Below are 19,515 nucleotides of genomic sequence, written 5' to 3' on the forward strand. Positions count from 1 at the left end.
TTAACGTATCTTTCATCTCGTGAATCTTCTATAATCATAAATTTTTCTTGTAGTGTCATATTGTTCTCCTAATGGCAGTGTAGCACTTTTGGTTAATTTTTCAAGACTAATTTATGAAACGACCGTGAGTGAAAGTGATTTAATGTGTCACCTGTCTGCTTTTTGTGATATAATGTACTATGTAGATTTATAGAATACAATTTAATGGAGGCAACAACCAAATGGCTAAACTTACTGTAAAAGACGTAGAGTTAACAGGTAAAAAAGTGCTCGTACGTGTGGACTTCAATGTCCCTTTGAAAGACGGCGTGATTACAAACGATAACCGGATCACAGCAGCGTTACCAACAATCAATTATATCCTTGAACAAGGTGGACGTGCAGTTCTTTTCTCTCATCTAGGTCGTGTCAAAGAAGAATCTGATAAAGCAGGTAAATCTCTTGCACCAGTTGCAAAAGCTTTGTCTGAAAAATTGGGTAAAGCAGTTGTTTTTACTGGTACAACTCGTGGTGCTGAACTTGAAGCTGCAATTGATGCGCTCAAAGACGGCGAAATCCTGCTTGTTGAAAACACACGTTTTGAAGATATCGACGGTAAGAAAGAATCTAAGAATGATCCTGAACTTGGTAAATACTGGGCTAGCCTTGGCGATGGTATCTTCGTCAACGATGCTTTCGGTACAGCTCACCGCGCACACGCTTCAAACGTCGGTATCTCTGCTAACGTTGATAAAGCAGTTGCTGGTTTCTTGCTTGAAAACGAAATTGCTTACATTCAAGAAGCAGTTGAAGCACCAGTTCGTCCATTTGTTGCCATTCTTGGTGGTTCAAAAGTATCAGATAAAATCGGTGTCATCGAAAACCTTTTGTCAAAAGCTGACAAAGTAATTATCGGTGGTGGTATGACTTATACTTTCCTTAAAGCACAAGGCATTGAAATTGGTGATTCACTTGTTGAAGCTGACAAATTGGATATCGCTAAAGAATTGCTTGCGAAAGCTGACGGTAAATTGATTTTGCCAGTTGACTCAAAAGAAGCGAACGCTTTTGCTGGTTACACTGAAATCAAAGATACTGAAGGCGATGCAATCGACACTGGTTTCCTTGGCCTCGACATCGGACCTAAATCAATCGCGAAATTTGACGCTGAATTGACAGGCGCTAAAACAGTTGTCTGGAACGGACCAATGGGCGTATTTGAAAACCCTGACTTCCAAGCTGGTACAATCGGCGTGATGGATTCAATCGTTAAACAACCAGGCGTTAAATCAATCATCGGTGGTGGAGATTCAGCAGCAGCAGCCATCAACCTTGGTTATGCTGAGAAATTCTCATGGATTTCAACTGGTGGTGGCGCTTCAATGGAACTCCTTGAAGGTAAAGTCTTGCCAGGTTTAGCTTCATTGACTGAAAAATAAGCCAGTCATTTGACTGACGATGATGTGCGTTCGTGTGGCATCATCAGAGAAACGAGATTAGTTTAGGCTGACCTCGTTTTTTTCAATCAAATTTTTTTAGTGGGACTCGTTGTCATCGGGAAGTTTGTTTGGCAATCTCATGAGAATCGATATGAAATAGATGTTTTTTTTAAAGGAGTAGAGTAATTTAACGTCATCAGTTGTTAAAATATGAATTATTTGTTAAAATAGAGGCTGTAGTTATTGTAATTGAACGATGAGTTTGAATTTAGGTTATTGCTAGATAACAAAATTGTATGCTAATTAATAAAAAACAAACTGATGTAAAAGCCAAAACCGATGGTCGGTCTTGCTTTTGTTTTGACTAATAACATGGAGATTAGAGGAAATATGGCGGAAAAAAAAGGTTTTTTGAAAAAAAAAACAGCATCTAAAACTCTTGATAAAGGGGCAAAGGATACAGTCCAACAAATGAATGAGAGTGATTTACAGGTCATTGCTTTAAAACAGAAATTGAGGGTAATTGAGCAACAAAAAGAAGATATTAAGTTACAGTATGAAACTTTGAAGTATGGCAATTCGGGCGCAAGTGATGCCTTGCTTGATAAGCAAAAGGATCAGTTTGAAAAAACGTTAAATGAGTATCGAACTAGCTCTGAGCAGAGAATTTTGCTATTAGAGCAAGAAGTTGCGACTAAAAATGCACGATTAAGAGCGGTTGAAGTTGACTTACAATCGGAAAAAAATCAAGTGGCAAACTTATCTCAAGAATTAGAAACAAGCTTGGCATCAAAAGCAGCTGAAATCACGCGATTGACGAAAGAAAAGCTAGAGATTAAATCACAAGTTTCAGAAGCTTTATTAGAGTTGCAAGAACATTTCGATTATAAGACAACTTTATTGGAAACTGAACGTGAGTCGTTAGCGTTAGAAAAAGAAAAGCAAAAACAGGAAGCGTTGAGAATTCAAAAACTTGAGGAACGCGAAGCAGGTACGCAGAAAATGCAGGATGAAGCGGTTCATATGATTGAATCCGCCAAAGCAAATGCCAAGCAAATTATTAACAGAGCTCAGGCGGAAGTAGCTGAAAAAGAAGCGCAGTCTAAGCAAGAGCTAAGTCGACTTAAGGCACGCATGGAATATTATTCAGCTCAAATTAATGAAGCGGTTCGGACAATCGAAGCGTTGTTGGGAAATGTTGAGCAGCTGTAAAATGCTTTGAAATAACCCAAAAGTAAGGAGAAAAAGATGAATATTTTTGCGATAGACTTAGGAAATAAACGGATTAAGATGAAAAGCGATCAGGCAGAGTACGTCTATCCAGCCTCCTATCTACTTGCTGAAAATGTCACACAAGATGGTTTGGGTGATTGGCAGCTAGAAGGTAATCAAATTTATTCAATAGATAATGATGCAAATCGCTTCATTTGGGGGACTGAGTTAGATGCGTATCATTTGTCTGAAAAGATGATTGATACCTATGTCCGCTCTGGTCGGTTTGAGCAGAAAAAAGCACAGCGTATTTTGAAATTTGCTCTAGGGCGTCTGGCACTTGATTATAAAGCATCGCGCACAGAATTTTTAGCTGTCAATCTGGTACTGGGTGTCCCTATTACGGATATGCATCAAGACAGCAAAACAATTCAGACCTTGAAAAAATTAATGATTGGGCAGCATGTTATTCAAGTCGATGGGGAAGAGGTGCGTGTTGACATTCCGTCTGAAGCTTATATCTTAATCGTGCCACAATATATGGGGACAGCGTTTGAGCTTGCCTATGATAAAGCGATGCAGCCGGTAGATAAGTTTGCAAATGGTCGCATGGGCATTTTAGATATTGGTGGTGGGACGATTTTAATTAACACGTCTAATCATTTGAATCCAGCACCTATGGGGGCTGAGAGATTTGAAGGAGTCCAGACTTTAATTAAGCTCATTGCTGAAAAGATTAACTCAACAAAACTATTCGTGATTGAGAGGCTACTTCATGAAGGCAGCACGGATGGTAACTATATCTATCGTCCGAGTCGCAATCCAGCAGATTTAAGAGATATTTCCGATATCGTAAAAAAAGCACTCGAAACGTATACGCGATTCACTGTAGCCCCACTTATTACAGAAAATTTCCCTGAAATTGACGAAATTGACTTCATCGTGATGACCGGTGGTGGTGCTAATATCATAGACAAGGTAGCTTTGCTTGATGAAATTGGCGAAGAATATTTTGAACGTCTGGTTTTTATTGCTTCATCTGAGTTAGCCAATGTTCGAGGGTTCTATAAATATGGTATTCTGAACTGGAGTGGGGTAAGAAAGCATCAAGGACTAGAGAGAGTCGAAGAAGTAGCGGTCGTACCTAGCCAACCAACTGTGCTTGAGGCAACTCTAGCTCCAACACCAATCTCAGCACAGCCCCACACCCAAACCTTTACTTTTAATCAAGACTACCTTAACCAATTAAAACAAATGCAGTCAAATTTAAAACGTTTAAGAGATGAAATTAATCAGGAGATTTAATTACCATGGCTAATAAATTAACTGAGCTTTCAAAAGATACAATTGATGAGGAAGTCGTCGATGGTATCAAAAGTGAGAGAGAAAAAATATTATCAAAAGTAGAAAGCGTGAGTCAATCACTTGCTAATGTTTTAGCAAATAAAAAAAATCGAAAAAAAGATGATTACAAAGCGCTTGAAAGTGAATTGGTACAATTAAAAGAACAATATGTCCAATCAACAGATGTTTTTATCGAAAATACTGACCTGTTAGAAAGCATGGGTCTAGAAAATACACTATTAAGTGATACTAACAGAGCGTTAGAGGAGGAGATTGTAACTGAAACACAACTTTTTGATAAAAATCAGAGAGAAATTTCCTCAAATGTGCAACAATTGGCTGAAGAAAAAGAAAAATTAGCGTATTCTTTAAAAGCAATAAAAGCAGAAATAGCAGTCAAGCAAGTAGAAAATGATAGACTTGACAAGGAGATAGCGCAACTAAGGCAAGAAAACATGTCAATGCAACCTTTGAGTGATGTGCAAGGAATTGAAAGTGAAAATCAGAGAAAATTGACCTCACTTTTGAGAGAAAAAGCACAGATTGCTGATTTATTTATCAATTTGAAAACAGAAAGAAAAGAATCTGATGAAAAGTTGTAGACGGTGTTGCGATCTTAAGAGAAGCGCTAGAATAGGAGTGAGAATTTGAAAAAAAAGAAAAGCATTCTGAAGTCTAGAGCCTTATTTTATGGGCTATTAATGATTGGCTTAGGCGTTAAAGTAATTGATGTCTTTTTGGTAGCCAAAAATGTATTTTATCTGCCACATATTCTTCAAGGCTTTGTATTAACAATTCTAATGCCAGCACTTTTGACAGCCTTGATTATAGGATTTGCTTCATTTATTGGTCGTAAATGGCTTTGTTATAGTATCACATTAGTCTTTGCCTTGTTGGGAAGTGGTGTGCTTTTTTTGGGGACGCTTTACTATCGACTTGAGAAACATTTTATCTTTTTTATAGATGATATACCAACTGTTAGCAATGTTGATACCTCACAGGGAACTTTGTTTGGTCAGGTTCAGATTAGTGATATTGTATTTGTTTCTGATTTTATTGTTATCTTTTTTGTTTTACTCATTGCTGCCATTTTTAATAAAGAAAAGAAAGCAAAACCTCAGCCAACAGGGCTATTGACAGATTATAAAGAGCTTGTTTCGTCACTTCGTGTATCACTTGATCAGATGGAAAATAATTTAGCTATGCAAGATAGTCGTATGGGTCAGTTGAAAAATAAAAATGAGCAATTAAAAGATACTAAAACAGAATTGGTACTGAAAAAATTTCAACTTCAAGAGAAATATGACAAAAGTCAACCAGATGCCAAAAAAGAAGTTGCTTATGCTAAGACTGAAAATATCAATGTTCTTGGGGAAATGAACAGATTGCAAGCACTAAAAAGTCAACTTGAAGAAGCTCGTGCCCAAAAAGAATTAGTACTAAAAGCGGCAAAAGAATACAAACTAGCTCAGGAAGAAAAATCAAATCAGTTAATCAATGCAAGTGCTTCAAAAAATGTAGAAAAAAGATATTTAGATGAACAAGATAAGATTCAAAAAATGAAGAAAATTGCACAAGAAACCTATGAAGAAATGCTATCTCGCACAGATGCTTCATAGTAAGGGTAAGAGTTATTGAAATGCCCACTAATAAATAGGTAAGAAAAAATCATCAGAATAAATGATTCTGGTGATTTTTTTAGCGGTTGAAAATATCAAATTTGTAAACTTGATTAATCGCTTTTGCGATAAATAAAGCAATATTGAAATCAATCAGTGAGTGGAAAAAGCCACCAATTCCCAAAATGAGCAGAAGTGAAGCAAGATTTCGACCAGCCAAATGGCTAAAGCCAATTGTCAACAGGAGATAAACGATGGCAACCTCAGCTAATGTATGGATTAAGGCAATGATGATGTTAAAAATCTGAAATTTAACACCTTGTGTATAGTCACGGTGTTTCCAGAGGAAAAGTGAGCCAATAAGAGCGAAAATAACGTGTGTTGCAGCACGGAAAGTAATCTCGATTGGTAAACCAGAAATCAAGAAACCAAACGTTGAGCCAACTGCGACAATGACCGCAGCGACTGGCGAAATCAACATCCCAATCATAATCGGTACATGACTTGCAAGTGTGAAACTGGCAGGCGGAATCACGATTTTGGGCATGACTTGCGGAATGAGAATGGCAAGTGCTGTCAAAAGTGCAGCAGTCGTCAGCATCGATAAGCGTTTGCGTGTCTGATTCATGCGATTAGATCACCTTTCTGACAAATGGATCGCTAGAGATACCGCGTTCAAGAATGAGTGCTGACCACTCCTTAGCAGTCCAAAGTGAATGGTCACGGTAATTACCGCAAGACTCAATCGTTGTGCCAGGAACATCTGACCATTCAATGACATTAACAATGGTCTCTAAAGACGATTTAATGACCTTAGCAATCTCTTCTGCCGAATGTTCTCCCCACATAATCATATGGAAACCAGTGCGACAGCCAAATGGTGAGAAGTCAATCATGCCATCAATGCGATCGCGAACAAGACTCGCCATCAGATGTTCAATGGTATGTAAGCCAGCCGTTGGGATTTCTTGCTCATTAGGTTGCACCAAACGAACATCAAAGTTAGTGATAACACCCCCCTTAGGGCCTGTTTCAGCACCGATTAATCGGACATAGGGGGCGAGGACCTTGGTATGGTCGAGTTGGAATGATTCTACTTCTGCCATAAATTTTATACCTTCTGGGGCATTAGAGAATATGCCCTGAATTCCTTTTCTAGTCTAAGATGTTGTTAGTAGTGACCGTATTTTTTTGGAACAGTTATATGCTTGGCATTGTAAAAGTTGCCAAATAGTGCTGTAATATTTTCATTATACTTTATTGTGAATGTTTTTACAAGTGGGGGAGATTAAAAATTAAGAGATTGCGAAAATAAGCCCTATTTGGATTCAAAATAGGACTTGTTAGGTATAATCTTTAAGCTGTCTGGAAGGACTGAGTGCAGTTGACTAACCTTTTTATCAAGATAAGCAGTTTTGAACTTTAATCCAGAAAATCAGTGTCTACCATTGTTGTTGAAGCAATCAGCCAGTTCCCATCTAATTTAGTCAGAGTATGATTAGCAGTTGCAATGTGATTTCTGTAGCTGTTTTTTCCTAGATTGACTGTTTTCTGCTTTGTTTCGATTAAACAATGTGTGTCATCTTTTTTCAACACCCGAAAACTTTCCAAGCTAATTTTAACATTGTAGGTCTCAAGGAATGTCGTGATTTCTTTTCGACTTGCTTTCCGAGCAGTAGGTACAAGCGTTGTCAGATAATTGTCAATCTTTTTATCATTAATGGCAGTAAGATTGCTACTAATCAAATTAAAAAAAGTTTGCTCAGCTTTATCAGTGATAATAATTTTGTCTGTTTTAGTCTGTTGTGTGTCACGGCTTCCTGTCTGATAAAAGGTAAAGGCCAGCATAACCAGAGCTAGAACTGCACTAAATAATAGGATTTTTTTCAGCATATTCAGCCTCCTTTTCTTTTTTGCGATAGTCCCCGGGTGTCACACCAGTCGAGTTTCTAAATTTTCGAGTGAAGTTTGAAACATCATAATAACCAGCATCAAGGATAATTTGTTTAATTGGTCGATCTGTTCTAATCAACTCCATTTTGATGTAATCTAGTTTGAGTTTTGAGACCATTTTGGCAAAGCTAAGCCCTGTTTCCTGTTTGATAAATTTTGTTAAAAAAGTTGTCGATATATTAAAGGTTGCAGCAAAATTTTCTAAGGAGAAATCATCATCTCTAAAATTTTCTTTCAAATAAGTCAGAATGGCTTGTTTTTGCATGAAAGACTTAGAATTTTTGAGCGTTGCAATATTAGTTGTAATTTCCTGACTTAGATTTGTAAGTGTCGTTTTGAAATGTGTCATCACCAATGGCTGATTGAGCTGTTGGAACATGGTTTCAGTCACAGGTAAATTTTCTTGATTAATCAATGCAATCAGATGATTAATCAGATTAGAGGCATAGTATTGGCGGATGTTAATAGGCAATGTTGTGAGATAATTATCATCTGTTAGTTCAGTCAAGATTGCTTCAATCATCGGTGCAGCATTTTCTTTAATAGCAGCAATAAGTTGATGTGTTTTATTTTGTTTAAAATCAAAAGTGGTTTTTTGACTGAGCTCTGCTAAATTGTAAAAATGAATTTGTTCATCAGAGTTTGTGACATCAGCATTTTCCAAAATTGTTAATGCCTCAATATAAGCAGTATTTATCTCAAACAAATGATGCTTAGCCTGACTAAAGAAGATATTTGTTTTAATCGCTAAACTACTGATTAGCCAATCTTGGATAGAAGGACTTAGCGTTGTTGTTTGCGCTAACTCGAAAATAATAACCAGTCGTTTTTCAAAAGGCATTTCGACTAAATGTGTTGTGAATGCAAGCTGTTTTTGTTTGAGTTTTTTGATAATAACAGTCTTTTGTTTGAGATTATCAAGTTTATTGGCAGAGAAATCAGTTGAAATCAAACCTAGAAAGTAAGTTGCTGTCGGCGTTTGTTTTAGACCGCAATCCCTCATTTTAGAGGTTATCTCACTTTGCTTACTTAAAATTCCCTGAATCAGTTCGTTCCAAAAAACATCTCGGAGAGCTTCTTGGTGATTTTCAAATTCAGCTTGAATAACACGTCGCTGATTTGACAAATGTTGGGAAACATTTGAGAAAAAATCACCTTCAAGCTCGGTATTAAGTTCCTCTTTGACAATTTTGTTAAATTCTTCATTGAGTCTAGCAATTGGTGCATAGCTATGGCGACTAATCAGAAAAATAAGAACCATACCCAAAAACAGCGAGGCTAATCCCAGAATCATGAAAGTTATCCTAAGACTGTTTAATTTCTGATTCAATAGCGCTTTACTGAGAGTGACCTCGATTTGAGTCGCTCGGAATTTTTTATGGGAGCTAATCATATCCGTCGTTTGAGCTGCTTTATCTAGTTTTGGGTCACTTGTTGCAAATAATGAGCCGTTTTTTTGATAGATGGCAATATCTTGCCCCGATTGCAATTGATGTTGGGCGAGAAAATCGTTTAGTTTTTGCTGATCAAAAATGAATAAAATCGTTAATTTGGTGTTTGAATTTGTTACTGGAACATAATACTGTAAAAGTTGTCCTTGTTTTTTATCAAGGTAATCAGAGCTTGTCAATAGATGGGTCTTAGTTTGAAAATTTTGGTATAAGCGTTTGGTTGTTAGGGAAGTTTTATGATATTTAAAAGCTATAAAAGCATCTACAGTTAGTGTACCTGAATATGAATATAAGATATTTTTGGGTGTGGAATAGATGAAAATCTCTTTAACAAGATCTTGGTTTGTCGTCATATAACGTTGCAACTCATTTTTAGCACGAGTTGTATAGAGTGGGTCTTTCAGATAGTAAGTGTTAAGGTTGGCGTTCGTCGCCAAGTCGTCAGCAATTTTATCAAGTGATGTAAATTCTGAATCTAAGGTTTGGTAGACACGATTTAACACAAGCTGATTATCTGATATAATCTGCTTTTGGATATGTTGATTCAAAATATAGTATAAAATACTCGTCAAAATGAAAAATGGCAATAAAAAAATCAGCAAGTAATTCAGAAAATATTTTTTAAAAAGTGAATTATGATAGAGTGCTTTGAATTTATCCATGGGTGACCTCGATTTTGAGCATAGCTTGTAGAGCAAAATGAGCAATAGGCAGGAGTAATAATGGCACAAGTCCAATGATGACTAAAATAGGAAACAAGGTCATAAGCGCACTTGCTAGAAAAATCCCTACAATCATGGCAACAGTCGTGATAAGATTTGCTAAAAAAAGGAAAGCTGCTTGCTTGATATGTTGTAAGAGAGTTAAGTCGTAACGTGTTAGACTTGGGAAAAGGTAGCAAGCGATGCCAAGAAGTAAAACAAGTAAAATGACAAGCATGATGTGAATGGGGAAAATGTGTAAGAATGTTTTTGAGATGTATAAATCCACAACTAAAAACAGGCAGATAGCTGATAAACTAAAACCTAAAATATTAGCTGATGTGAAATAACTTCGCCATTTTGTTTTAAAAGTTGTCAAATCTAAACTCAAATGCTCTTGCTTTTGATTAAGCGAATGGATGAGGTAGTCGAGAACGGTTGCAATACTTGGAAAAATCCCAAAAATAATACCACCTAAAAGGGTAAATATTAAAAAGAATCCCTGTAATTTCAAGAGGTTAATCAGTAGACTACCTAGTACTTGGCTTTTCGTTGTTAGTTGATTCATAATTTCCTCTATCTTATTTATGTCATTAGTTCTATCTAAATATTTTACTGATAGTTAATTATCCTATCTTCATTGTACAACATAAGGTAAGCGTTTTCAATCACAAGTGCTAAAAGCGTATATGTTGTTTTAGAGGCAATGTGTATTTTTGAAAAAAGTATAGAAAAAACGATAGAATGGCATTATTACATATTGAAATCGCTTACAAATTAAACTAAACTTAACCTAGCTACAAAAACTGATACGACATGGTCAGATTTAAAAAGAACGGAGGCACTTGAATAATGAGTGACCAAAATCAAGCAAGCACGACTCTAACTTCTTCTGTTGGAGCTGACGTGAATGCGAACACTTTTAAAAGAAAGTGGAAACAGATCAAAAATGCTCGGCAACTTTATTTATTTGTTTTGCCAGCTTTCTTATTCTTCCTTATCTTTTCTTATATTCCCATGTACGGTGTGATTATCGCCTTTAAGGATTATATCCCATCTGTCGGTATTTTCGATAGTCCTTGGGTCGGCTTTAAACATTTTGAGCGTTTCTTCCATAGTTATTACTTTTGGGACTTGCTCAAAAATACATTAGGGATTAGTTTTTACTCTTTAATTGTTGGCTTCCCACTTCCGATTATTCTGGCCCTAGCCTTGAATGAATTAAAGGACGGTTTTGGCAAAAAATTTGCGCAAACTGTGACGTATGCGCCTAACTTTATCTCGGTCGTGGTTATCGGTGGGATGCTCATCGCCTTTCTGAACCCGTCAACAGGTATTCTGAACCATTTGCTTGACTTGCTTGGCATGGAACGCATTGCTTTCATGACTGATCCACGCTGGTTTAAAACGATTTATGTATTAAGTGGCGTTTGGCAGGGAACAGGTTGGGGGTCGGTGATTTATCTGGCTGCTCTGTCGGGTGTTTCGAGTGAATTGCATGAGGCAGCAGCTATTGATGGGGCAACGAGAATGCAACGTGTCTGGTATATTAATCTACCAACTATCGTGCCGACCATGGTGATTCTACTGATTCTCAATGTTGGGTCAATCATGAACTTAGGCTATGAAAAAATTCTCTTGCTACAAAACCCTCTTAATATGGAAAGTTCTAACATCATTGCCACCTTTGTCTACAAACAAGGTCTGTTAGAAGCCCAGTATTCTTACGCAACAGCTGTCGGTTTATTTAATGCTGTGATTAATGCAGTTCTGCTAGTTACGGTCAATAAAATCACGCAAAAACTCAGTTCAAGCTCATTGTGGTAGGGGAGAAAGCTGTTGAGCGGACAAAGTTTGCGAATGACCCCGCTTGGGCGAAGCATCAGCGGGGGCAAGTTTCAAGATTTCACAGTGTGAAATCGTAGAAAGGAGATTGTTTTATGCTTAATACAACGACAATCAAGGAAACTCGTGGCGATAAAATTTTTAAAATCGCTGTCTTGATATTTGTCATACTATCGACACTTGTCGTTTTATATCCTTTGATTTATATCATCTCAGCATCTGTTTCAAATCCTGAATTTGTAAACAGTGGGGAGATGTGGCTCTTACCTAAGGGGTTTACTTGGGACGGTTATGATACTATTTTCAAAAATCCTGATATTTGGAATGGTTATAAAAATACAATACTTTACACTTTGCTAGGAACTTTTATCAATTTGGCTGTGACTTTACCCTGTGCTTATGCGCTTAGTCGACCAGAACTTTATGGCAAGAAATATTTTCTTGGTTTTATGATGCTTACTATGTTCATCTCTGGCGGTCTGATTCCATCTTATTTGCTTGTTAAGGGCTTAGGCATGCTTAACACTATTTGGGCATTAGTGATTCCTTCAGCAGCCAGTGTTTACAACATTATTGTAACTCGAAGTTTCTTCGAATCAACAATTCCGAGGGAAATGGAGGAAGCAGCCATTATTGATGGTGCTAATGATTTTATCGTTTTCTTCAAAATTGTGTTACCATTATCTATGCCAATCGTAGCTGTCATGGGATTATTCTATGGCGTAGGACATTGGAACTCTTACCTGCCGGCTTTGATTTACTTGTCAGACAAAACAATGTATCCTTTGCAAATGGTTTTACGAGAAATCTTAGTCCTGCAAGATATGTCATCAAATGCGACAGCTAATGCTTCAACGGCTGAATTACTTCACAGCAAACAACTATTAGTCCAAGTTATCAAATATGGTGTTATGCTTGTTTCAACTTTGCCGATTGTCATGGTTTATCCATTTTTACAACGTTATTTTGTCAAAGGCGTCATGGTTGGCTCACTCAAAGGTTAAGGAGGGACCTATTCTAACCAATGGTGTTTATTATAAATTTTATAGAGATAAAGGGCTTTGAACGGACATATGTTCGCAAATGTTCCTGCTTGGACGAAGTGCAAGCAGAAGTCAAATTTCAAGCCTTCATAAAGTGAAGGCACACAAAAAGGAGAGTTTAGAATGAAAAAACAAAAGATGATTTATAGCTGCGCTACTTTGCTAGCTTGTTTAACCTTAGTTGCTTGTGGCGGTGGTGGTAGCTCGAAAAAAGGATCGGGTGAAGATAGCTCAATTAAGGTTACTAAAAGTGGCTTTCCGATTGTTGAAGAAAAAGTGAAGATGAGTATGATTGCACCGGGGACTGGTAAAAACTGGTCTAAAATGGAGACAATGGTTGACTATGCCAAAAAGACAAATGTCGACTTCTCTTATACGACACCGCCTATGAGTGATTTTCCAACAAAATTAAATCTTGCTTTTGCTTCTGGAGATATTGCTGATGTCATTTTTGGCGCAGGAAGTACTTATTTAACAAGATCACAGGAGATTGATTATGGCTCACAAGGTATCCTAGTTCCTTTGGAGGATTTAGTTCCTGACTATGCGCCTAATTTGGATAAGGTGTTGAAAGATAGACCTGAAATCAAGAAATCCATCACAGCACCAGATGGTCATATCTATTCTTTGCCAATGATTGCTGATGGTGATACAGGCGCTTGGGCGGCTGGTCCGCTTTGGTACAATGGCGAATGGCTTGATAATTTAGGTGTCAAAGAATTACCAAAATCGGTTGATGATTTTTACAAACTTTTAATTCGTTTCCGTGATGAAGATCCCAATAAAAATGGTAAGAAAGATGAAATTCCATTGACGGATGTTGAGTTGAAGAATGTCAAGAGTTGGTTAATGCCAGCCTTCGGCGTTTTCAATAGTGATAATGGGATACAAGTTGATGATGATGGTAAAGTGTCTTACGCCAAAGCAACACCAGAATATAAAGAATTCTTGACTTTCATGAATAAACTTTATACTGAAAAATTGCTAGATCCGGAAGTTTATTCACAGGCTGATGAACAGAAAAAAGCAAAAGGTAACGATAATCGTCTAGGTTTATATCCTGATTGGTATTCATTCTTTACTTCAGGCAAGGAACAAGGTAAGGCAGTTAATGACCCAATGTTCCAACCTTTGTCAAAAACAGGGGATCATATCGTAACGCCAATTTCGCAACGGATTCAAACAGGAGCTTTTGCGATTACTAAAAATAATAAATCGCCAAAGGCAGCTTTACGTTGGGTTGATTATTTCTATACTAAAGAAGGTTTTGACTATATCAACCGAGGACCAGAGGGCGCACTATGGGATTGGCAAGATAATGATAAAGGTGAAAAAGTCAAAGTCTTTACAGACCGTGTTAAGGATCAGGATCCTGAAGAAGTAAGAAGTGAGATTACACCAGATTATGGTATCGCAACACCGGAACTTCAAATTTCTTTACCAAGTATCAAAGAAAATCCTAATGATCCCGAAAGAACAGAATTTGAGCTTTTTATCAAGGCTGAAACAGAGGCAAAAATGACACCTTATGGTAAAGTACCATTTCCAGTGACTTATTTGACGAAAGATGAGCAGGATAGTGTCAATGAGTCAGCAGCAGAAATAAAACTATACAATGAAGAAATGGAAGCGAAATTTATCACAGGTGTTGAACCTCTCTCAAACTGGGATAAATATGTTGAAACACTCAATAAAATGAAGATAAAAGAATACACAAAAGTCTACCAAGGTGTTTATGAGCGTTGGGCTAAAAAATAAATCTTGTGGCTATTCTAAATGGGGATCATTCACAGAGACCAATCGTAGAAAGCCTTTGAGTGGACGAAGTTCGCGAATGACCCCGCTTGGACGGAGCGTTAGCGTAGGTCAAGTTTCAAGATTTCACATCGTGGAATCGTAGAAAGCCTTTGAGTGGACGAAGTTCGCGAATGACCCCGCTTGGACGGAGCGTTAGCGCAGGTCAAGTTTCAAGATTTCACATCGTGGAATCGTAGAAAGGAAAAGGAGGTCTGCTCATCTTGTAGCACCTCCTTTGTGATAAGGATGAAAAATCAGTTATTAAATGACGAGCGTGGTTTGTTAATTGATGTAGCTCGAAAGTTCTACACCCTTGATGAATTACGTGCTTTGATTGACCTTTTGGCAGAGCATGAGCTGACACATTTGCAGTTGCACTTCTCGGATAATGAAGATTTTCGGATTGAGAGCGACTGGGTAAAGGCATCTGAACAGCATTATACTAAGGCAGAGATTCGTGAGTTGTTGGTCTATGCACAAGAGCATCAGATTGCGATTGTACCAGAGCTTGATTCTCCCGGACACTGGGGGTATATTTTAGCCCAATATCCACAGTTCAAATTGACCGATACAGCTATGAATTTGACAGCTGAGGCGATAGATTTTTCGCAAAAGTTACTTCTGGAAATGCTAGAGTTATTCAAAGGGTGTTCTATTTTTCATATCGGTGGCGATGAATTCGTAGATTTTGCAGACTTACCAGACGAGTTGGTTAAGCAAAGTCAAGACAAGTTTGGGGCAACAGCTCAAGGTTTGGAAACTTATGTGACCTATTTAAACAAGCTGGCTGAACGCATCGCTCACCAAGGACTAGAACCTAGAGTTTGGAATGATGGTCTTTTTCGGAAAAGCAACGTTTTACCAAATCAACAAATAACGGTGACTTACTGGACAAATTGGCATGAGGAAATGGCAAAAGTGACAGCGTTTGAAGGCTATAAACTAATCAACTTCTGTGATAATTACCTTTACTATGTCATAGGTGAGGCCGCAGGTTATGCCTACCCAACACCTGAAAAATTGGCAGATTGGACGCCGACACTATTTTCTGGAGGGCAAAAAGGCGAAAATAGTGGTGCTTATCTTAGTATTTGGGGAGATATTCCGACAGCTCAGACATTTGATGAAATATTTGCAAATCTTAGCGCATTATTACCTATTTTCATGAAAAAATAAAGGAAGTGATAAAATGATACCAAAATCTGTTCAAGCATTTATGCAGATGATTACTGATAGATATGGCTCGGAACATCCCGAGTGGGTTGCAGTTTTCAATAAATGCTATGCCAATACCTTGGAAACAACGGTCAAAAAATTAGATGATGGGAGTATTTTCCTATTGACTGGGGATATTCCTGCCATGTGGCTGCGAGATTCAACCGCTCAAATCCGCCCTTATCTAGTCTTGGCAAAAGATAATCCTGAAATTCAAGACCTGATCAAGGGGGTACTAACCTGTCAGCTCCGCTCCATTGCCTTAGATCCTTATGCCAACGCTTTCAATGCCGAAGCCAATGGTCAAGGTCATCAAACCGATCAGACGGAAATGAATGATTGGATCTGGGAACGAAAATACGAGATTGATTCGCTTTGCTATCCTTTACAACTTGCCTATCTGTATTATTTGGCAACAGAAGATGCAACGGTTTTTGACAGCGACTTTATTCTTGCTGTTGACAAAGTGCTAGAAGTCTGGGAAACAGAGCAAAATCATGCCAAGTCTCCTTATCGATTTATGCGGGATACTTGGCGAGCTGAGGATACCTTAATAAATGACGGTAAAGGTCCTGAGTGTGCTGTAATCGGAATGACTTGGAGTGGCTTTAGACCGAGTGATGATGCCTGTATTTACAATTATTTAGTGCCAAGTAATCAATTTGCTGTTTTAGTTTTGAGTTATTTAGCTGATGTTTTTGACTTAATTTTGCCAAATGAGCAAACATTGGCGCGGGTAATAAGTCTAAAAGTTGCAATTGAAGCAGGGATTCAAGCATTTGCCCTTGTCAAAAATCAAGCAGGACAAGAGATTTATGCCTATGAAGTGGATGGTTTGGGTCATGCTACGATTATGGATGATGCCAATATTCCAAATCTCATGAGTCTACCTTATTTAGGCTATTGTGAGGTAGAGGACGAGATTTATCAAAATACGCGTGCCACTCTGTTATCAACAGAAAATCCCTATTATTATCAAGGTAAATATGCGGCTGGTAATGGCTCAAGCCATACACCTGAAAATTACGTTTGGCCTATTGCACTTGCGATGCAGGGCTTAACAACACCAGACAAGGCTGAAAAAGCTGAGATTTTGGAGATGTTAGTGGCTACAAGCGCCGGTACCAATCTGATGCACGAGGGTTTTGATGTTGATAATCCAGCCAACTATACAAGAGACTGGTTTTCATGGGCCAACATGATGTTTTGTGAATTGATGTTGGATTATTTCGACATTCGAATTAAAATTAAGAAAGCAATTTAAAAATGAAAAAAGTTTACGTGATTTCCCATTCCCACTTAGATCGAGAATGGTATATGCCCTATGAACAGCACCACATGCGTGTGGTTGAACTGTTTGATGAGCTGTTAGATAGTTTTGAAAATGATCCGAGTTTTCGTTATTTTCATTTAGATGGGCAGACGATTCCGATTGACGACTACTTGGAAGTCAAGCCTGAAAATCGCCCTTTAGTTGAGAAATATATCAAAGAAGGTCGACTGAGAATAGGCCCATTTTATATCCTACAAGATGACTTTCTGATTTCTTCAGAGGCCAATATCCGTAACATGTTAGTAGGATTTGCGGAGAGTAAAAAGTATGGCAATCCCGTCAAGCTTGGTTATTTCCCTGATACTTTCGGGAATATGGGTCAGACACCACAATTGATGCAAAAAGTCGGCTTAGATGCTGCTGCATTTGGTCGAGGTGTGACACCGACTGGTTTTAATAATCAAGTCTCTGATGCGGCTTATACCTCACAGTATTCGGAGATGAAGTGGTTAGGTCCTGACGGCAGTGAAATCTTAGGTGTCTTATTTGCCAATTGGTATTCAAATGGCAATGAAATTCCTAATGAAAAAAAAGCTGCTCAAAAGTTTTGGGATCAAAAATTAGCAGATGCAGAAAAATTTGCTTCGACTGACCATCTTTTGATGATGAATGGTGTCGACCATCAACCGCTTCAAAAAAATGTAGGGGCAGCGCTCGCCTTGGCAAATGAGCTCTACCCTGATTATGAGTTCATCCATTCAAATTTTGATGATTATTTAGCGGCACTTAAGGCAGATTTGCCGACGGATCTGGGCAGTGTTCAGGGAGAATTAACCTCTCAGGAAACACCGGGCTGGTATACGCTTGTAAATACAGCCTCAGCACGGGTTTATCTCAAGCAAGCCAATGTGAAAAATCAAGTCAGCCTTGAAAATTTAGCAGAACCATTGGCAACATTTGCAGCAGAGACGGGTTATGTCTATCCCCAAGAACAACTCACCTATGCTTGGAAGCTACTCATGCAAAATCATCCACATGATTCCATCTGTGGGTGCTCTGTTGATGAGGTGCACCGTGAGATGATGACGCGTTTTCAGAAATCAACTGAAGTTGCGCAATTCATCCAAGAGGAGGCGATTCGACATCTGACCGAACAGATTGACACAAGTACTTGTAAGGGATTACCGTTTGTCATCTTTAATACATCAGGTGTGGCTAAGCAAGAAGCAGTGACGGTTAAACTAGAAATAGATCGGATACTTTTCAAGGATTGCTACCCACAAGAAGCACGTCAAACCTTGCTTTCGAAAGCGACCAAACCTTTCAAAATTTTGGACTATCAAGGACAAGAAGTTCCCTATGAACTACTAGAGGAAAGTATTGACTTTAACTATGACTTGCCCAAAGATGCTTTTCGCGTGCCTTACATGGCAAAATATCTGACCATTCGACTTCCTGTTAAATTGGCTAAAATGAGTTATCAAACTTATGAATTACTAGATGCCCTGCCTCGTCAACAATCGGGTGGTCTGGTAACTGAAAATAGCCTTGAGAATGCCTATCTTAAAGCAACTGTAAACGCAAATGGTAGCTTGACCATCTTGGATAAGGAGACTCAGCAGAGCGTAACGGGATTGATTTTTGAAGATACAGCAGATATCGGCAATGAATATGTTTATAAGCAGGATAAGGCGCGTGAAACCTATCTCTCAACCGAGTTTTCAAGTACTGTAAAAATTGTGACCAATACCGCATTTGAAGGTGCTTTGGAACTAACAACGACAATGCTCTTACCTGTTTCAGCAGAAGTCCGATTACAAGAAGAACAAAAAAATGTTGTTGATGTTACCAATCGTCAGGCGGGACGCAGTCCAGTCAAGCAAGAGTTTGTGATTAAGACACAGATTTCATTGTCAAAAGAAGCTAAGCAAGTCAAATTTGTGACAAGTTTCGATAATCAGCACCTTGATCATCGCCTACGCGTGCTTTTCCCAACGGATATTCAAACCGCAACACATGTCGCAGAAAGTATCTGCGAAGTTGTTGAACGCCCTAATCAAGTCAGTGATATCTGGCAAAATCCGACTAATCCACAACATCAACAGGCTTTTGTTAATCTGCATGATGATAGACACGGTCTAACCATTGGCAACATTGGCTTAAATGAATACGAAGTAACGCCGGACGGTCAAATTGCGGTTACTTTGCTACGTTGCGTAGGAGAGATGGGGGACTGGGGCTATTTTCCAACGCCAGAGGCTCAGTGTTTGGGACCGCACACGGTAGAATTTTCAGCACAATTGACGGGTGCAACGCAGGTTGACAGTTATTTAACGGCGCGTGGGAATCAAATCCCTTTGGTATTTGGTCAAACGCAAAGTCATAAGGGAACACGGCCAATGACTGATACATTTTTGACTTGGACCAGTGAAAACTTTGCCTTGACAGCAAGTAAACAAGCTGAGGACAAGGATGGCGTGATTATCCGCGGCTATAATCTTTTGAGTGAATCAAGTGAGCATACTGTGACTTTATCAGATAAAACGCCAATTATGACCAATCTTTTGGAAGAGGAAATTCAAGAGAAAGTCGGACGATTAGAGCAAGCTGAGATTCAGACTTTAAGATTCAGATGATGGAGAAA

The 19,515-nt window shown here is 38.3% G+C and carries 16 protein-coding genes; 11 read left to right on the plus strand and 5 right to left on the minus strand.

Annotated elements, in window-relative coordinates; translation table 11 throughout:
• Positions 1–221 precede the first annotated feature (221 nt).
• The 5 genes from ACYQ21_RS06195 to ACYQ21_RS06215 all read left to right on the plus strand — a co-directional run bounded on the left by ACYQ21_RS06195 (position 222) and on the right by ACYQ21_RS06215 (position 5,593).
• A complete protein-coding gene (locus tag ACYQ21_RS06195) occupies positions 222–1,418 on the plus strand; it encodes a phosphoglycerate kinase (protein WP_460056481.1) in 1,197 nt (398 codons plus the stop codon).
• A 390-nt stretch (positions 1,419–1,808) separates the two neighbouring features.
• Complete coding sequence (locus tag ACYQ21_RS06200; protein ID WP_460056483.1) at positions 1,809–2,630, plus strand: hypothetical protein; 822 nt, start codon at positions 1,809–1,811, stop codon at positions 2,628–2,630.
• A 36-nt stretch (positions 2,631–2,666) separates the two neighbouring features.
• Complete coding sequence (locus ACYQ21_RS06205) at positions 2,667–3,935, plus strand: ParM/StbA family protein (RefSeq protein ID WP_460056486.1); 1,269 nt, start codon at positions 2,667–2,669, stop codon at positions 3,933–3,935.
• 5 nt (positions 3,936–3,940) lie between these two features.
• Positions 3,941–4,576: a hypothetical protein gene (locus ACYQ21_RS06210; RefSeq protein WP_460056488.1), complete on the plus strand. Its 636-nt coding sequence runs from the start codon at positions 3,941–3,943 to the stop codon at positions 4,574–4,576.
• 45 nt (positions 4,577–4,621) lie between these two features.
• Positions 4,622–5,593: a hypothetical protein gene (locus ACYQ21_RS06215; RefSeq protein ID WP_460056491.1), complete on the plus strand. Its 972-nt coding sequence runs from the start codon at positions 4,622–4,624 to the stop codon at positions 5,591–5,593.
• A 79-nt stretch (positions 5,594–5,672) separates the two neighbouring features.
• Here ACYQ21_RS06215 and ACYQ21_RS06220 read toward each other — a convergent pair whose 3' ends face one another.
• The 5 genes from ACYQ21_RS06220 to ACYQ21_RS06240 form a co-directional block, all read right to left on the minus strand.
• Complete coding sequence (locus tag ACYQ21_RS06220; protein ID WP_460056493.1) at positions 5,673–6,221, minus strand: hypothetical protein; 549 nt, start codon at positions 6,219–6,221, stop codon at positions 5,673–5,675.
• A 4-nt stretch (positions 6,222–6,225) separates the two neighbouring features.
• Positions 6,226–6,699: an S-ribosylhomocysteine lyase gene (locus ACYQ21_RS06225; RefSeq protein WP_460056495.1), complete on the minus strand. Its 474-nt coding sequence runs from the start codon at positions 6,697–6,699 to the stop codon at positions 6,226–6,228.
• A gap of 316 nt (positions 6,700–7,015) precedes the next feature.
• Positions 7,016–7,486 carry a hypothetical protein gene (locus ACYQ21_RS06230; protein WP_460056497.1) on the minus strand — a complete coding sequence of 157 codons (471 nt, stop codon included), beginning with the start codon at positions 7,484–7,486 and terminating at the stop codon, positions 7,016–7,018.
• Positions 7,461–9,659 (minus strand): helix-turn-helix domain-containing protein, encoded by a 2,199-nt coding sequence (locus ACYQ21_RS06235; protein WP_460056500.1) that lies wholly within the window; start codon positions 9,657–9,659, stop codon positions 7,461–7,463. The genes ACYQ21_RS06230 and ACYQ21_RS06235 overlap by 26 nt, the downstream gene beginning before the upstream one ends.
• A complete protein-coding gene (locus ACYQ21_RS06240) occupies positions 9,652–10,266 on the minus strand; it encodes a DUF624 domain-containing protein (RefSeq protein ID WP_460056503.1) in 615 nt (204 codons plus the stop codon). The genes ACYQ21_RS06235 and ACYQ21_RS06240 overlap by 8 nt, the downstream gene beginning before the upstream one ends.
• A gap of 284 nt (positions 10,267–10,550) precedes the next feature.
• Here ACYQ21_RS06240 and ACYQ21_RS06245 point away from each other — a divergent pair, with 284 nt between their 5' ends.
• The 6 genes from ACYQ21_RS06245 (at position 10,551) to ACYQ21_RS06270 (ending at position 19,507) form a co-directional block, all read left to right on the plus strand.
• Positions 10,551–11,525: an ABC transporter permease gene (locus ACYQ21_RS06245; RefSeq protein ID WP_460056505.1), complete on the plus strand. Its 975-nt coding sequence runs from the start codon at positions 10,551–10,553 to the stop codon at positions 11,523–11,525.
• 113 nt (positions 11,526–11,638) lie between these two features.
• Entirely contained in the window at positions 11,639–12,547 is a 909-nt protein-coding gene (locus ACYQ21_RS06250; protein WP_460056508.1) for a carbohydrate ABC transporter permease, read from the plus strand.
• A gap of 162 nt (positions 12,548–12,709) precedes the next feature.
• Positions 12,710–14,344: a type 2 periplasmic-binding domain-containing protein gene (locus tag ACYQ21_RS06255; RefSeq protein WP_460056511.1), complete on the plus strand. Its 1,635-nt coding sequence runs from the start codon at positions 12,710–12,712 to the stop codon at positions 14,342–14,344.
• A 285-nt stretch (positions 14,345–14,629) separates the two neighbouring features.
• Positions 14,630–15,559, plus strand: coding sequence for a family 20 glycosylhydrolase (locus ACYQ21_RS06260; RefSeq protein ID WP_460056514.1), 930 nt, complete (start codon positions 14,630–14,632; stop codon positions 15,557–15,559).
• Positions 15,560–15,572: 13 nt separating this feature from the next.
• The gene (locus ACYQ21_RS06265; RefSeq protein ID WP_460056517.1) at positions 15,573–16,862 is read left to right on the plus strand and encodes a glycoside hydrolase family 125 protein; all 1,290 of its coding nucleotides are present in this window, start codon (positions 15,573–15,575) and stop codon (positions 16,860–16,862) included.
• A 2-nt stretch (positions 16,863–16,864) separates the two neighbouring features.
• Entirely contained in the window at positions 16,865–19,507 is a 2,643-nt protein-coding gene (locus ACYQ21_RS06270) for an alpha-mannosidase (RefSeq protein WP_460056519.1), read from the plus strand.
• Positions 19,508–19,515: the final 8 nt, after the last annotated feature.

This window comes from Pseudolactococcus yaeyamensis, from assembly GCF_054658615.1.

Excerpts from the sequence above, each read along its gene's own strand:
- ACYQ21_RS06195 (WP_460056481.1), top strand. The coding sequence starts at position 222 with ATGGCTAAACTTACTGTAAAAGACGTAGAGTTAACAGGTAAAAAAGTG.
- ACYQ21_RS06200 (WP_460056483.1), top strand. The coding sequence starts at position 1,809 with ATGGCGGAAAAAAAAGGTTTTTTGAAAAAAAAAACAGCATCTAAAACT.
- ACYQ21_RS06205 (WP_460056486.1), top strand. The coding sequence starts at position 2,667 with ATGAATATTTTTGCGATAGACTTAGGAAATAAACGGATTAAGATGAAA.
- ACYQ21_RS06210 (WP_460056488.1), top strand. The coding sequence starts at position 3,941 with ATGGCTAATAAATTAACTGAGCTTTCAAAAGATACAATTGATGAGGAA.
- ACYQ21_RS06220 (WP_460056493.1), bottom strand. The coding sequence starts at position 6,221 with ATGAATCAGACACGCAAACGCTTATCGATGCTGACGACTGCTGCACTT.
- ACYQ21_RS06225 (WP_460056495.1), bottom strand. The coding sequence starts at position 6,699 with ATGGCAGAAGTAGAATCATTCCAACTCGACCATACCAAGGTCCTCGCC.
- ACYQ21_RS06230 (WP_460056497.1), bottom strand. The coding sequence starts at position 7,486 with ATGCTGAAAAAAATCCTATTATTTAGTGCAGTTCTAGCTCTGGTTATG.
- ACYQ21_RS06235 (WP_460056500.1), bottom strand. The coding sequence starts at position 9,659 with ATGGATAAATTCAAAGCACTCTATCATAATTCACTTTTTAAAAAATAT.
- ACYQ21_RS06240 (WP_460056503.1), bottom strand. The coding sequence starts at position 10,266 with ATGAATCAACTAACAACGAAAAGCCAAGTACTAGGTAGTCTACTGATT.
- ACYQ21_RS06245 (WP_460056505.1), top strand. The coding sequence starts at position 10,551 with ATGAGTGACCAAAATCAAGCAAGCACGACTCTAACTTCTTCTGTTGGA.
- ACYQ21_RS06250 (WP_460056508.1), top strand. The coding sequence starts at position 11,639 with ATGCTTAATACAACGACAATCAAGGAAACTCGTGGCGATAAAATTTTT.
- ACYQ21_RS06255 (WP_460056511.1), top strand. The coding sequence starts at position 12,710 with ATGAAAAAACAAAAGATGATTTATAGCTGCGCTACTTTGCTAGCTTGT.
- ACYQ21_RS06260 (WP_460056514.1), top strand. The coding sequence starts at position 14,630 with ATGAAAAATCAGTTATTAAATGACGAGCGTGGTTTGTTAATTGATGTA.
- ACYQ21_RS06265 (WP_460056517.1), top strand. The coding sequence starts at position 15,573 with ATGATACCAAAATCTGTTCAAGCATTTATGCAGATGATTACTGATAGA.
- ACYQ21_RS06270 (WP_460056519.1), top strand. The coding sequence starts at position 16,865 with ATGAAAAAAGTTTACGTGATTTCCCATTCCCACTTAGATCGAGAATGG.